Origin of the sequence: Burkholderia pyrrocinia, assembly GCF_003330765.1 — a bacterium.
In the GTDB taxonomy this organism is placed as follows: domain Bacteria; phylum Pseudomonadota; class Gammaproteobacteria; order Burkholderiales; family Burkholderiaceae; genus Burkholderia; species Burkholderia pyrrocinia_B.
In genome coordinates this window covers 867,400-882,323 of record NZ_CP024903.1, presented here as the reverse complement: position 1 = coordinate 882,323, position 14,924 = coordinate 867,400, and the positions used below count along the sequence as shown (strand labels likewise).

The 14,924-nt window shown below is 67.9% G+C and carries 12 protein-coding genes; 3 read left to right on the top strand and 9 right to left on the bottom strand.

All coding sequences use genetic code 11. The features are described 5' to 3' along the window. Positions 1–28 precede the first annotated feature (28 nt). From CUJ89_RS21430 to CUJ89_RS21395, 8 genes are all read right to left on the bottom strand, one after another. Positions 29–1,267 (bottom strand): ABC transporter substrate-binding protein, encoded by a 1,239-nt coding sequence (locus tag CUJ89_RS21430; protein WP_114179455.1) that lies wholly within the window; start codon positions 1,265–1,267, stop codon positions 29–31. Between the two features lie 187 nt (positions 1,268–1,454). Continuing rightward, complete coding sequence (locus CUJ89_RS21425; RefSeq protein WP_114179454.1) at positions 1,455–2,663, bottom strand: porin; 1,209 nt, start codon at positions 2,661–2,663, stop codon at positions 1,455–1,457. Between the two features lie 157 nt (positions 2,664–2,820). Further along, entirely contained in the window at positions 2,821–3,759 is a 939-nt protein-coding gene (locus tag CUJ89_RS21420) for a helix-turn-helix domain-containing protein (RefSeq protein ID WP_114181488.1), read from the bottom strand. Between the two features lie 69 nt (positions 3,760–3,828). Continuing rightward, complete coding sequence (locus CUJ89_RS21415; protein WP_114179453.1) at positions 3,829–4,416, bottom strand: DUF3156 family protein; 588 nt, start codon at positions 4,414–4,416, stop codon at positions 3,829–3,831. After that, on the bottom strand, positions 4,413–5,915 hold the full coding sequence (locus CUJ89_RS21410; RefSeq protein ID WP_114179452.1) for an APC family permease: 1,503 nt from the start codon (positions 5,913–5,915) through the stop codon (positions 4,413–4,415). Before CUJ89_RS21410 ends, CUJ89_RS21415 begins: the two co-directional genes overlap by 4 nt. A gap of 240 nt (positions 5,916–6,155) precedes the next feature. Beyond that, complete coding sequence (locus CUJ89_RS21405) at positions 6,156–7,496, bottom strand: aspartate aminotransferase family protein (protein WP_114179451.1); 1,341 nt, start codon at positions 7,494–7,496, stop codon at positions 6,156–6,158. Between the two features lie 63 nt (positions 7,497–7,559). After that, a complete protein-coding gene (locus CUJ89_RS21400) occupies positions 7,560–9,062 on the bottom strand; it encodes an aldehyde dehydrogenase family protein (protein ID WP_114179450.1) in 1,503 nt (500 codons plus the stop codon). A gap of 209 nt (positions 9,063–9,271) precedes the next feature. Continuing rightward, the gene (locus CUJ89_RS21395; protein ID WP_114179449.1) at positions 9,272–10,012 is read right to left on the bottom strand and encodes a helix-turn-helix transcriptional regulator; all 741 of its coding nucleotides are present in this window, start codon (positions 10,010–10,012) and stop codon (positions 9,272–9,274) included. Positions 10,013–10,488: 476 nt separating this feature from the next. Between CUJ89_RS21395 and CUJ89_RS21390 the strand changes: the two genes are divergently transcribed. Continuing rightward, positions 10,489–11,364, top strand: coding sequence for a lipid A biosynthesis lauroyl acyltransferase (locus CUJ89_RS21390; protein WP_114179448.1), 876 nt, complete (start codon positions 10,489–10,491; stop codon positions 11,362–11,364). Positions 11,365–11,529: 165 nt separating this feature from the next. On the opposite strand, the gene CUJ89_RS21385 is transcribed toward CUJ89_RS21390, so the two are convergent. After that, a complete protein-coding gene (locus tag CUJ89_RS21385) occupies positions 11,530–12,411 on the bottom strand; it encodes a neutral zinc metallopeptidase (protein WP_114179447.1) in 882 nt (293 codons plus the stop codon). Between the two features lie 404 nt (positions 12,412–12,815). Here CUJ89_RS21385 and CUJ89_RS21380 point away from each other — a divergent pair, with 404 nt between their 5' ends. Together CUJ89_RS21380 and CUJ89_RS21375 are read left to right on the top strand one after the other, a co-directional pair. Beyond that, positions 12,816–13,607 (top strand): SDR family NAD(P)-dependent oxidoreductase, encoded by a 792-nt coding sequence (locus CUJ89_RS21380; RefSeq protein WP_114179446.1) that lies wholly within the window; start codon positions 12,816–12,818, stop codon positions 13,605–13,607. A 195-nt stretch (positions 13,608–13,802) separates the two neighbouring features. Beyond that, positions 13,803–14,873 (top strand): LysR family transcriptional regulator, encoded by a 1,071-nt coding sequence (locus CUJ89_RS21375; RefSeq protein ID WP_114179445.1) that lies wholly within the window; start codon positions 13,803–13,805, stop codon positions 14,871–14,873. Positions 14,874–14,924 lie beyond the last annotated feature (51 nt).

The following is a 14,924-nucleotide window of genomic DNA, read 5'->3' as shown; positions in this document are numbered from 1 at the left end:
TGTCCGGGCGACGTATCGAGGCGGGCCGTCACTTGCCGGCCGCGGCCATCGCCTGCGCGATCTTCTGCTGCGCCTGGCGCAGCGCGGCGTCGGGCGCAGCCTGCCCGGTCAGCGCGAGCTGAAGCTGGTCGCCGAGAATGCTCTCGACCTGTTGCCAGTCCTTCACGCGCGGCCGCGCACGGCCGGCCTCGAGTGCCTTCAGCTGATCGGGATACCAGCGGTACTGGCGCACCAGCGCCGGATCGGCGAACACGCTGCGGCGGGTCGGCGGAATGCCGATCGCGGCGAGGCGCGTCTGCGTGTCGCGTGCGGTCAGGTAAGCCAGAAAGTCCTGCGCGAGCTTCGCGTGCGGCGCGTCCTTCGGAATGCCCATCTGCCAGATGCCGAGCATCGGCGCCGGGCCCGCGGTCTGCCCGGGCGGCGGCTGCAACGCGATCTGCCCGACCACGCGCGACTGCTTCGGATCGTCGAGCGCCGGCACCCAGGCGGGCCACACCTCGATCGACTGCGCGGCCGTGCCGCGTTGCAGCGCATCGCGCACTTCCGCCGCACCGTACACGTCGACGTCCTTCGGAGCGGACGCCTTCAGCGCGAGGAACGTCTTCAGCGCGGCCTGCGCCTCGCGCGAATCGATCGTCACGTTGCCGGCATGGTCGAACACATCGCCGCCGTATGCCCACAGGATCGGCAGAAAGCCCGTCACGACCGGGTTGCCCTTCGTGCCGCGAAACACGACGCCCGACACGCTCTTGTCCGCGCCGCCGACGGTCTGCGCGATCTTCAGCACGTCGTCCCAGTTGCGCGGCGGCTGCAGCTTGTACTTCGCAAGCAGGTCCTTGCGGTACGCGAACATCTCGACGTTGCCGACGATCGGCAGCGCGTACAGCGCACCGGCCGCGTTGCGGCCGAGCGCAACGGCGGACGGCACGAGATCGGCGTCCGCGAGCGACGCGGGCAGCGGCTTCAGCCAGCCGTTGCCGATGAATTCGGGCGCCCATGTGTCGTCCATCATCACGAGGTCGTACGCGCCGGTGCCTTCGCGCATCGACAGCTTGAGCTTCTGGTACAGGTTCGCGTTCGGCAGCTTGAGCAGCTCGATCTCGGTGCCCGGGTGCAGTTTGTTGAAGCCGGCGACGGCGTCGGCCAGCCCCTTGCCGTAGATGTCGTCGCGGCCTGCGATGACGAGATCCGCGGCAACGGCGTGCATGGCGGCGAAGGACAGCGCAAGGACGGCGGACAGCGCGCGCAGGCGGCTCGGCAAGGTCATGAGGTCTCTCTCGTTCGGCGTGGTGGCGGGACAGCCAGGCGTTGCACACGTGTGCAACGCGGGCGACGCTTCGGGCTGCCTGAAGCGAACGCCATTGTTCACGCCGATCGTTAAGAATTTATGGCACGCGGCAGGAGAAGCCGCCGCCGGGCCCGGCTGCCCCGCCCGCCGGGCCGCCCCGGCCCCGTCAGAAGTTCACGCGAATCCCGGCCATCACCGCCAGTTGCCGGCTCGAGTTGCTGTTCGCGAGCACCGGAATCTGCGCATAGTTCACCGCGTTGCCGTTCGCGTCGGTGCCGAGCCCCGTCCCGCTCGCGATCTGGCCGATCGCGACCGCATACAGCGCCGTGCGCTTCGACAGGCTGTAGTTGGTGCCGACGTTCACCTGGTGGAAACGCGTCGTGCCGCGCCCGTCGGTATGCGCAGCGTTGAAGATGTACGCGACGCCGCCCTGCAGCGCGGGCGTGAACATATACGTGACGTTCAGCTCGCCGATGTCGAACGTGAACGCCTGCGTGCGCGGCTGCGCGGTGGTCGAGAAATAGCGGCTGTCGCCGAGGCGCGTATGCGTGTAGGTGAGCGCGACCGTCGCCGCGCCGAGCGTCACCGAGCCGCCCGCGCCGAACGCGCGCATCGACCCGGCATCCTGCAGCAGGCAGTACATCGCGCCCGGATTGCTGCACGCGAAATCGCCGATATAGCCGCTCGCGCCGCCGAGCGCCGCGTCGAGCGGCTGATGCAGGTCGAGGTAGCCGACCGAGAACGCCACCGGCGCGCGCGTATACGTCACCGCCACCGCATAACCGCGCTTCGCGGAAAAGTCGCCGGCCTGCCCGCCGAAGCTGAACGTGCCGCCGAACGTGAGTCCGTTGAAATCGGCGCTGGTGAACTTCACTGCGTTGTTGAAGTTGAACGCGGCATTCAGGTTGTCGACGTCGCCGAGATGCGAGCCGTACGGCGTCGCCCAGTTGTTGCTCGACACATACGCACCGAGCATGTCCGTGTACGAGTCGTATTGCCGGCCGAGGCCGAGCGTACCGATCCCGTCCTGGCGCAGCCCGACCCATGCCTGCCGGCTGAATGCCGTGCCGCCCTGCAGCGCCTGCCCGTTCGCGGACAGGAACTGCTGCTCGAGCGTGAACACCGCGTCGAGCCCGCCGCCGAGCGGCTCGGCGCCCTGGAACCCGAAGCGGGACGGCACGAGGTTGCCGCCGCCCATCTGCCATGCATGCCCGCCGCCCGTGCTTCCGTCGGCGCGCATGAACTGCTGGTTCGTCGAGTAGATGATGCCGGTGTCCACGGTGCCGTACAGCGTCACGCTGCCCGATGTCTGCGCGTATGCGTGCATGCAACCCAGCGCGGCCGCGGCCGCGGCCATTCGTCGTCCGATCTTCATGTCCCGCCCTCTGTTGTCATCGGTTCGCAGTGCAAACCGATGGTGTTGTCGATATGGGTGACAGGACTCTATCCAGCGAAAATTCAGGACCTCTATCGCAAATCGGCAAACGGTGGAGCGCGCTGCCCGCGACGGTTCCGTCGCGGGTGCGCCGGCGTCATTCGGGACGCGTCGTCCGGGAAGGCAGCTCGCCGAACAGGTCGCGATACTCGCGCGCGAAATAACCGAGATGCGTAAAACCCCAGCTCGCGGCGGCCTCGCCAACGCCGAGCTGCTGCACGGACGTCGTGCGCAGCATGCGACGCACCGCGTTCAGCCGGATCGTGCGCAGATAGCCGACCGGCGTGACGTCGGCGACGCGCTGGAAGCTCGTTTGCAGCGTGCGACGGCTGCAGCGCAGCGCGCGGCACAGTTCGAGCACGGTAACGGGTTCTTCGGGCCGGTCGCGCAGATGCTTCTCGCAGCGGCTCACGATGTCGCTATAGGTAGCGTGCGTGATGTCGCGGCGCTCGATGCCGATGCCCTGTTCGAGCGCATCGAGGAACATGCCGAGCATCGCGTCGCGGAACATCTTGCGGGTGGCCGCGTATTCGAGGTGGCCCGGGTTGCGCTGCGCGTCGTCGATCAGCGACGACAGCCGCACGCCGAGCGCGACGCCCTGTGCGTCGGACAGCCGCGTCACGTGCCGCAGCCTGCGCGCGCCGGCTGCGCCGAATTCGGCCTCGCACAGCTCGTCGACCATGTCGGACGCCGCGCTGATCCCGACGAGCCCCATCCCTTCCGGCGTGTGGAATTCGAAATCCTCGCCGGCGCGCAGCGCCAGCAGCGCATAGCCGTCGACCGGCTGGCCCTGGAACGTACCCGCGAGCGGCACGGACAGCGGCACCGCGAGCGACGTGCGCCCGGCCGGTGCGAGCCCGGTTTGCGCGACGCGCCGGTTGGTCGTTTCGCGAAAGAAATGGAAATCGTCGTACAGCACCTGCGTGACCGTGCCCTTGAACCGGCCCGGCGTCATCTGGCGGTAGACCTGATGCCAGCCCGCGATCGCGAGCCCGTGATCGTGCACGTCTTCGTGTGAGCGTGACTGGAACAGCATCGGCATCTCCGGTAAAACCCTGATTCCTGGATGCGGCCGCCGGGTTCGCACGGCACGCAACGTCAAAGCTTACCCCTGCAAAATTCTGCGTAGTGCGGTTTCGAACGCAAGACAGGCCGCCGACAGCGCATCCGCCTGCTCGCCGGTCAGCCGGACGTAGCGACGAAACGACGGCATCCGGTTCACGACCTCGCTGCCGCCGAACGGCACGATCGCAAGCGTCCAGCGGCCGTCGCGCGCGTCGATCGCGCAATCGGCCAGGTGCAGCGGCCGCAGCGCATCGGCCAGCGATGGCTCGGCGACGAGGGCCGCCACCGTGCTGACGAATCCGGGGTCGCATCCCTGCTCAGGCATCGCATCGATGCCCGTGCGGCGCAGCCAGCCGGTCTGCCGCACGCGGGCGCGGCCCTGCACGGCCGGGCCACATGCGGTCGCCACCACCTGCACGCTGACCGTATGCATCAGGAACTGGCGCTCGACGCGCTCTTCGATGCTCACGCGCACGCCGTTCGGCAGCCGGGCCGTCGGACTGCCAACGCCATCGGCATCGCGCGCGGCACGCAGGTCGGCGAGCACGCGCGCGGCGATCGCGCCGGGCCGATGGCCGGGCGGCGGCGCGTCGGGCGCCGCGCGCCAGCGGGCGAGCGCGGCCTTCACGATGCGACGTGCTCGTTGCGCAGCACTTCCTCGACCGGCACCGGCTTGAACGGATGGCGGCGCTGCACGACGAGCGTCCAGAACAGCGCGTACAGCGCGGTGAGCCCGAGCATCGCGCCGAACGGCACGTAGATGTCGCGCGCGTTCATCCCGGGCGGCGTGATGTACCAGATCGCGAGCACGATGCCGACGCTCGACACGATCTGCGGCAGCGGGAACAGCGGCGAACGGTACGGGCGCGGCAGGTCCGGGCGGCGGATGCGCAGCATCACCACCGACGCGGTGACGAGCAGGTACGCGGTGCCCCACGCGCAGGTCGCGGCGAGCACGAGGTGCAGGATGCTGTCGAGATTGCCGTTGATCAGCCACGCATGGAAGATCGGCACGATCGCCGCCGCGGCGATGCCGACCACGGGCGTCTTGAAGCGCGGATGCAGGTACGCGAAGCAGCGCGGCAGCGCACCGTCGATCGCCATCCCGTACAGGATGCGCGGCAGCCCGGCCATCAGCGTGTTGATCGTCGCCGCGCCCGCGCACAGGAACGCGATGCCGAACCAGATGCGGCCGAACGGGCCAAGCACCTGCAGCGCGAACGCGGGAATCGCGCCCGGCGTGTCGAGCAGGTGCGTGAGGCCGTCGGGGCTCACCGGCACGTTCGCGACCTGGCGGCGGATCGCCGCGCCGTACAGGAACATGCAGATCGCGACGCCGACGAGGCCGAGCGTCATCGCGCGCGGAATCGTGCGGCCCGGCGCCTTCATCTCCGGCGCGAGCGGCGTGACGAACTCGCAGCCGACGAACATGAACATCGCCATCCCGACCAGCGACAGCACGGCCGGCACCGACGTGCCGACTTCCGAGCCGCCGAACCAGCCGTCGAGGTGCACGGCCGGCGCGGCCACGAGCCCGAGAATCCCGAAGATCATCAGCGACAGCCACATGCCGGCCGTCAGCACGATCTCGAGCTTGCTGAATACCTTGATGCCGATGATGTTGGTGATCGCGAACGTGACCACGAGGCCGACGCCGACGAGCCAGGAGCTGTTGTGCTTCTCGAACGCGGCGTTCAGCGATTCGAAATTGACGAGCGCCATGATGCCGCTCAGGATCGTCTCCGCCGTGCCGGCGAACACGTGGACGAGGAAATACGCGGAGATCGTGCCGGTGATCGCCCAGAAGCGGCCCAGCCCGCACGACAGGTAATCGTAAACCGAACCGGCCGTCGGCAGCATCGCGGCGGCTTCGGAGAACGTGGTCGCCTGCGCCTGCATCATCACGAACGCGATGATCATCGCGACCGCGAACGCCCAACCGCCCATCCCGAAGCCCGACGTCGCGGTGAGGATCACCGGGCTTGCCATGATGAGGCCGACCGCGCTCGCCAGCGCGGTCGGGAAACCGACCGCGCCCGCCTTCAGCGCCGTGCCGCCGCCCGCTTCGGCCGGCGTGCCGGCGGGCGTGTCGCCCGCGGCGCCGGTAACTCCTGACCATCCCGACATCTTTGTCTCCTTCCTTTGTCGACCTGAACCGCCGCTTCGACAGCGGCCGAGGTCCCTTGCCTTGCGGTCGGCCCGGGGCGGCGCTTCAGCGCTGACTGCACCCGGGTCCCCTGTCGATCACACGTTGATCCGATGTCGAAAAAATACGCAGTCAAAATAATCCGGTCATAGCGCAAATCGGCAAACCGGCGGTGACGGCCAGGCCGCCCGCCGCCGGTTTGCCGTCACGCGATCACGCCGTCAGGCGAACGGCACGGCCTCGAAGCCTGCCGCGAGCGCGTCGACGATCCGGTCGAGCTGCTCGCGCTGGATCACGAGCGGCGGCGACAGGATGATCTTCGTGCCGACCGGGCGCACCAGCACGCCGTGCTCGCGCGCGACTTCCGCGACCGTGTTCGCATAGCCGGACAGCGGGTCGATCGGCTCGCGCGTTTCCTTGTTCGCGACGAGGTCGAGCGCGAGCATCAGCCCCTTGCCGCGCACCTCGCCGACTGCCGCGAAGCGTTCCGCGAACGGTTGCAGCGCTTCGAGCAGATACGCGCCCTGCTTCGCCGCATTCGCCGGCAGGTCTTCCTTCACGACGATATCGAGGCTCGCGATCGCGGCCGCGCACGCGACCGGGTGGCCCGCATACGTGTAGCCGTGCATGATCGCGCCGCCGAAGTCCGCATTCGCGGCGAACGCGTCCTCGATCCGCGCGTTCACGACCGTCGCGCCGAGCGGCACGTAGCCCGACGAAATCCCCTTCGCCAGACACATGATGTCCGGGCGCACGCCCCAGCCGCGACTGCCGAACATGCTGCCGCTGCGGCCGAAGCCCGTCACGACCTCGTCGGCGATCAGCAGCACGCCATAGCGGTCGCACACCTCGCGCACGAGCGGCCAGTAGTTGGCCGGCGGCACGATCACGCCGCCCGCGCCCTGGATCGGCTCCGCGATGAACGCGGCGACCGTGTCGGGGCTCTGGAACTGGATCTCGCGCTCCAGCATTTCCGCGCAGATCCGGCCGAGTTCCTCCGGATCCTGCGTGAACGGGTTGCGGTACAGCCACGGCGTCTCGACGTGGAAGCAGCCGGGCAGGTTCGGCTCGTAGTTGCGGCGAAACACCGTGTTGCCGTTCACCGACGCGCCGCCGAAATGCGTGCCGTGATAGCCCTGCTTCAGCGAGATGAACTTGGTGCGATCGGCCTGGCCGCGCACCTTCCAGTACTGGCGCGCGATCTTCAGCGCGGTCTCGATCGAATCGGAGCCGCCCGAGCTGTACAGCACGCGGCGCATCCCTTCCGGTTCGAGCAGGTCGATCACCTTCTTCGACAACTCTTCCGCGCGCGGATGCGAAATGCCGTCGAACAGCTGGAAGTATTCGAGCTCGTCGAGCTGGCGCACGATCGCATCCTTCACTTCCTGGCGGTTGTGGCCGACGTTCACGTTCCACAGGCCCGCGACGCCGTCGACGAGCTGCCGGCCCTCGTCGTCGAACACGTAGCAGCCGTCGCCGCGCACGATGCGGATCGGCTTGCGCTGCTTCATTTCGTTCGGGTGCACCATCGGATGCCAGAATTTCGCTTCGTTGTAGCTCATTGCAGTCTCCACTGTCGGATCGTTTGAACTGGGGTCGTTCGGGTTCGAGGTTCGCGCCGCGCGTCAGTGCGCGATGCAGACGGATTTGGTTTCGGTGAAGCCTTCGATCGCGTACTGGCCGAATTCGCGGCCGATGCCCGATTGCTTGTAGCCGCCGAACGGCATCGACGGGTCGAGCGGGATATGGCAGTTCACCCACACGGTGCCGGCCTCGATCTGCGGCACGAGGTTCATCACGCGCTTCAGGTCGTTGCTCCAGATGCTCGCGGCCAGGCCGTACGGCGACGCGTTCGCGAGGCGCACCGCGTCGGCCGCGTCGTCGAACGGCATGACGACGATCACCGGGCCGAACACCTCGTCGCGCACGATCGCGCTGTCCGGATGCGGATCGGCGATCACCGCCGGCTTCACGAAATAGCCGGGCAGGTCGTCGGCCGACGTGCCACCCGCGAGGAATGTGAGGCCGGCGCGGCGCGCGCCTTCGATGTGCTGGACGACCTTGTCGCGATGCTGCGCGGAGACCAGCGGGTTGATCTGCGCGGTCGTGTCGAGGCCCGCGCCGAGCTTCATCGATTGCGCGACGCCCGCGAGGCCGTCCGCGAGCTGCGAAAACTTGCTGCGGTGCACATAGATGCGCGATGCGGCCGCGCACACCTGCCCCTGGTTGAAGAACGCTCCGGCGGCGACGCCGTCGAGCGCCTGCGCGACGTCGATGTCGTCGAGCATCACGATCGGGTTCTTGCCGCCGAGCTCGAGCGAGAAACGCGTCATGTTCTGCACGGCCGCCGCGCCGACCAGCTTGCCGGTCGCAGTCGAGCCCGTGAACGAGATCTTCGCGATCGACGGGTGGCTCGCGAGCGCGGCGCCGCACGTGCGGCCGCCGGTGACGACGTTGAACACGCCGGGCGGCACGCCGGCTTCGCGTGCGAGCTCGGCCAGGCGCAGCGCGGTGAGCGGCGTTTCCGGCGACGGCTTCAGCACGATCGTGCAGCCGGCCGCGAGCGCGGGAATCAGCTTCCACACCGCAATCATCAGCGGGAAATTCCACGGCACGATCGCGGCGACCACGCCGACCGGCTCCTTGCGCGTATAGGCCGTGTAGCGCGTGCCGGGCGGGAACGGGATCGACACGTCGAGCGTCTGGCCGGTGATCTTGGTCGCCCAGCCGGCCATGTAGCGCACGTATTCGACGCTCGCGCCGACCTCGACCGCGCGCGACACGTGGATCGACTTGCCCTGGTTCAGCGTTTCGAGCTGCGCGAGCGTTTCGGCGTCGCGTTCGATCAGGTCGGCGAGTTTCAGCAGGATGCGTTCGCGGTCGGCCGGGCGCAGCCCGCTCCACACGCGGGCGTCGAACGCATGCTTCGCGCTGGCGACCGCGCGGTCGACATCGCGTTCGTCGGCATCCGCGACCGTCGCAAGCCGCTCGCCCGTCGCGGGGTCGTATACGTCGAGTCGCGCGGCCGCCTGCGCGGGCTGCATTTCACCGTCGATGAAGAGGCCGAAATCGCGCGCAACGAAAGTGCGCACGGTGTCGCTGACGGCGACGAAGTTCGTGTTGCTCATGGGCGTCTCGATGATTGTCGTGGCTGGGCCGCATGCGCGTTGGCACGCGGACGCCGTACCACTGTATCGACGAGGGATCGCGCTCGGTGAGCGCAAATTGGCAGCGCGTGGGGCGGCAAATTTTTACAAAGCTTTCGGCCGGCGAGCGATCGGAAACCCGTCGTTGACGAAGCCGGAACGGACGATGGCGCCGCAGAGACGCCCGATCCCTACAGGAACAGCGCCCCGACCAACTCGGTGCGATTCGACACGCCGAGCTTGCGGTACATGCGCATCAGGTGGGTCTTGACGGTCGGCTGACCGAGCGCAAGATCGCGCGCGATCTCCTTGTTCGAGCAGCCGTCGCGCACGAGGCGCGCAATCTGCTCCTCGCGATAGGTCAGCCGCTCTTCGCAGCCGATCCGGTGAATCCCGCGCCGCGCGCGCAGAAGCGGGCTCAGCGCGGCCTCGGCAACGGGCTGCAGGCGCGTGAGCGCGTCGACCTCGCCGGGCGCGAACCGGCCTGCCGTGCCATTTCCGGCCACGCCGCTGCCCGCTGCGCCGATCCCGAAGCGCAGCAACGAGAACGCGCCGACCGTCCGGCCCGCGTCGCGCAGCCAGATCTCGACGACGTCGGCCACGTCGTGCCGCCTCAGGAAACGGGTCCAGTACGCGGACGCATCGCGTCTTTCGTCAGGCAATTGGGAAGCGAGCGTGACGACCGCGCGCTCGCCGGCCGCGCAGCGCGACGGATGCAGCGGATCGAGCATCCGGTAGCGCGCGACGTAGGTGCGATGCATCGACTCCGGCATCCCGAACAGCTCGAAATCGGCCGGCTCGCCGCTCGCGTCGAGTCGGTAGAACACGATCGCGGACGGGCTCGCGAACGCGTCGAACGCGTCCACGCATGCGCGCAGCGCGCGCCGCCAGTCGGCGGCGTCCGAATCGGCAGTGACGGGGGAAGTCGGCATGAACGGTATCGGCGGGCGGGCAAATGCGACGAAAACCAGGCCAGCCTACGCGCGGCCGCCACGCGCCCGTGAGCCCGAATCGGCAAATCGCCGCGCCGATCGCCGGAAGTAACTGCGTCCGCCCCATGTCAGCCACCCGGGCAACAGCTGCAAGCGGTCCGGTGTCTGCCGGTATCCGACCAACGGGGAAACAATCAGCGAGCTGACAAAAACAGGACGGGGACACCCGACCGGGCATGTGATAATGCGGTCGCTCGCGGCGAGCTCATTATTGTCATTTTCAGGCATCCATCTTCATCCCGCCGGCCATTGCTTCGATCAGGGCGGGAAATTCGGTCCAGACGCGATTTTCTATCCCGCAACGCCCCGCCGCAACCTGGCGCGCCAAAACGACGACGCTGCTTCTGTCATTTTCCTCAATGGACGTTCGTTGTTAGCGAACGACAACATTCCCACATGGCGCTCAGGAACAATTCTTGGAACAACTCGGTCACGCCCTCGTCGTCACGCTGCTGCGCGCTTTCTCAGTCCTGCCGTACCCGCTGGTCGCCAGACTTGGCAGTGTTCTCGGGGCGGCGTTGTATGCGCTTCCGAGTCGCCGCAAACATGTCGTACTCGTCAACCTGCGCCTTTGCTTTCCGGAAAAGACCGAACGTGAGTACAACGATCTTGCGAAGGATCATTTTCGGCAGGTTGTCCGCAGCTATCTCGAACGCGGCATTCAGTGGTTCGGTAGTGCGCAGGCAATAAAGAATATCGTCCAGATCGAAAGCAAGATCGATCTCGAAGACAAGGATGCGCCGCCTACCATCTTCATGGGGTTCCACTTCGTGGGCATCGAGGTCGGATGCATGCTGTACTCGATGCAGTTTCCTGTCGCAGCGCTGTACACACGCATGTCGAACACGCGTCTCTGCGACCTTGCAAAGCGACAACGCGGCAGGTTCGGCGCGGAGATGATCGAACGCTCCACGAGCGCCAGAAAGATCCTGGGAATCCTTCGTTCCGGCAAACCCGTCATGCTCGCGGCGGACATGGATCACGGCATCGACAACTCCGTGTTTGTCCCATTCTTCGACGTTCCCGCCTGCACGCTGACCTCCGTCTCGCGGCTTGCAGCACTGGGCCATGCGCGGGTGGTGCCGTTCGTGACGGAGGTGTTGCCGAATTTCAAGGGATACAAGCTGACCATCTTCGAGCCGCTCAGCGATTTCCCATCTGGAAGTGACACGACCGATGCACGGAGAATGAACGCGTTTCTCGAGGCGCAGATTATGCGATTTCCGGAACAGTATTACTGGGTGCATCGACGCTTCAAACACCGTCCACCCGGCGTTCCAGCGGTCTACTGATGGTGCCGGTTGCCCGGGGTGTCTTTTCGTTATCCGGACAGGTTTCCTGAAGCGGATCAGGCGAAGGTCGGGTGCAAGTGATGCCGGACGCGTGACCGCGCTACCGCAACGGAGGTTCACGCACGACCGCCTCCGACGTGCGCGAACGCCCAAAGTACGCGAACGTCAGCGCGCGTTCGCGGCGAACGTGTCGCACGCGCTCACCTCGCCCGACTCCATTCCGCGCCGGAGCCAGTACACGCGCTGGTCGCTGGTGCCGTGCGTGAAGCTTTCCGGCACGACGCGGCCCTGCCCTTGCTGCTGCAGGCGATCGTCGCCGATCGCGGCCGCCGCCTTCAGCCCCTGCTCGAAATCGCCGGGTTCCATCAGCCGCTGGTTCGCGTGCTGCGCGTTGTTCGCCCACACGCCGGCAAAGCAGTCGGCCTGCAGTTCCATCCGCACCGACAACGCGTTCGAGCGCGCCTGGCTCGAACGCCTGCGCGCGGCGTCGACCTTGTCGGAAATGCCGAGCAGGTTCTGCACGTGATGGCCGACTTCGTGCGCGATCACGTAAGCCTGCGCGAAATCGCCGCCCGCGCCGAAGCGCTTGCGCAGTTCGTCGTAGAAGCCGAGATCGATATACACGTTGCGGTCGCCTGGACAGTAGAACGGCCCCATCGCCGTCTGGCCCGTGCCGCATGCGGTCGGCGTCGAGTTCGTGAACATCACGAGCTTCGGCGGCTCGTACTGCGCATGCAGTTGGCTGTTGAACACGCCCGTCCACGTGCGCTCGATATTGCCGAGCACCTTGCGCGTGAACACCGCGCCCGGATCGTTCGCCGGCGCGCCCTGGCGCTGCGCCGGCGCGGGCTGCGCCTGCTGCTGGCGGCCCTGCAGCGCCGACGCGCCTTCGAGCACCACGCGCGGGTCGATCCCGAAGAAATACGACGCGGCCAGCGCGACCACGATCGTGCCGATGCCGATCGTCGCGCCGCGCCCGCCGCCGAAACCGCCGGCACCGCGGCGATCCTCGACGTTCATGCTCTCTCTTTCGTCGTCCAGCCTCATTGCCGGCCCCTCCCTGTTCTTGTCGATGGTCCGGCCGCGCCAGCGCGCAACCGGGCGATCAGCCGTGGCGACACGATCCATCGGCAAACGCGATGTCTGAGCATCGGACGCTCGCGCGTGCCGATGTCGCCGGCCTGCCGCTCCGCTCGCACGACGGCATCGGCCGGCCAACGCGCCGCGCGTCGATGCACGGGCACGCCCGCGCTATTTTGCCGGGCTTTCGTGACTTATCCCAAAAATGTGGAGGATAGAGCGATTCGGCGCCGAACATCGTCAGCCTTTGCAAAATGAGTCTCGACCGTTCCGGCCAGACGGACGCCGTCCACGTTCATCCTTTCGGCTGATACCGGCGCTGGCCGGCACCGCCTAAAGTGACCGGAAACGACACCTTTCCGGAGCACGATATGACGCACCCGCAACCCCGCACGATCGCGATCACCGGCGCCGGCACCGGCATCGGCGCCGCGTGCGCGCGCCGCTTCGCCAGCCGCGGCGACCGCGTCGTGCTGATCGGCCGGCGTCAGGCGCCGCTCGACGCGCTGGCCGCCGAAACCGGCGGTCTCGCGCTCGCGGGCGACGCCGCGAGCACCGCCGACTGGGCCGGCTTCCTGCCGCGCATCGCCGAACGCTTCGGCCGCGTCGACGCGCTCGTCGCGTGCGCCGGCGGCCACGGTGTCGGCCGTGCGGACGAAACCGACGATGCACAGTGGCGCGACGCGATGCACGCGAACCTCGACACCGCGTTCGTCAGCGCGCGCGCATGCCTGCCCGACCTGATCGCGCAGCACGGCAATATCGTGCTGGTCGCGTCGATCGCGGCGCTCGCGGCCGGGCCCGGCGTGTGCGGCTACACGGTCGGCAAGCACGCGCTGCTCGGGCTCGCACGGTCGCTCGCGCGCGACTACGGGCCGCACGGCGTGCGCGCGAACGCCGTGTGCCCGGGCTGGGTCCGCACGCCGATGGCCGACGCGGAAATGGAACCGCTGATGGCCGCGCATGGCGACACGCTCGAGCGCGCGTATGCGCGCGTCAGCGCCGACGTGCCGCTGCGGCGCGCGGCCGATCCGGACGAAATCGCGGCCGTCTGCGCGTTCCTTGCGTCGCCCGATGCGTCGTTCGTGACCGGCGCGACGCTCGTCGCCGACGGCGGCGCGATGGTCGTCGACGTGCCGACGCTCGCATTCGACAAGCTTTGATGCGCGGGGGCGCGCCGCCCGCGTGACCCATCGCTGCGGGCGGCGTTCCGTGCACGTCCTCCGGCACTTCGCCGCCCGTCCCGGCACCGGCTACGGCGCGCTCACCGCTCCGCCCGCTCGTTTCCCGCCCCGAAAATCCGCTACCATCGACCGATCGCGCCGCCCATCCGGCACCGCCTCACCGTTTGGAATTCGATGAACATCCGGTTTCTTGAAACCTTCGTCTGGCTCGCGAAGCTGGAAAACTTCCGGCTCACCGCCGAAAAACTGCACACGACGCAGGCCGCCGTGTCGAGCCGCATCGCGTCGCTCGAGGAAGCGTTCGACGTGCGCCTGTTCGACCGCAACACGCGCTCGGCCACGCTCACGCCCGCGGGCCGGCGCATGCTCGCGTACGCGGAACGGATCGTGCGGCTCGACGGCGAAATGCGCCGCGACATCGATGCGGCGAGCGACGCGGGCCTGATCCGGATCGGCGTGATCGAATCGATCGTGCACAGCTGGTTCCCGGCGCTGATGGCGCAGCTGCGCGAGCGCTATCCGCGCCTCGACGTCGAGATCACGAGCGACACGACGCTGCACCTGATCCGCCTGCTCAGCACCGACGGCGTCGACCTGATCCTGCAGACCGACCCGGTGCCGGGCCCCGACTTCACGAACCTGCCGCTGTGCGAATTCCCCGTGCGCTGGGCGGCAAGCCCGCGCCTCGGGCTCGGCGGCCAGCCGCTCGACGTCGCGCGCCTGGCCGAATTTCCGATCATCAGCTTCTCGCGCCACTCGGGGCCGCATGCGACGATCGAGCGGCTGTTCGCGGCCGTCGAGCGGCCGGCCAGCATCAACTGCATCACGTCGGTCGCCGCGATGATCCGCCTCGTCGCCGACGGCTTCGGCGTGGCCGCGCTGCCGCCCGCGATCATCGGGCGCGAACTGAACGAAGGCGCGCTCGAACTGCTCGACGTCGACCCCGAATTCCCCGCGCTGCCGCTCGTCGCGACGTACCGAAGCCAGGGCCTGCCGGTTGCCGCGCGCATCGCGGAACTCGCCAGCGAAGTCGCGCGCGCAATGACGGCCGCTCCGAACCCGGCAAGGGCAACCGCCGCCGCCGAAGCCGATGCGCGCCCCACACGCGCTGTACCCGCTGCACCCGCTGCATCGGCAAAAACGAAGGCAAAGGCAAGCCCCCCGACGCAGAAGAAACGCAAGACGAAATCCGCACCGCCCGCTGCCCCCGCCGCCCCTGCCAAACGCCGCCCGCACCGCTCATAAGAAAACCTGTTCACCGCGAATTTGTTTTCTTGTTGGACGGGCGCGGCCCGT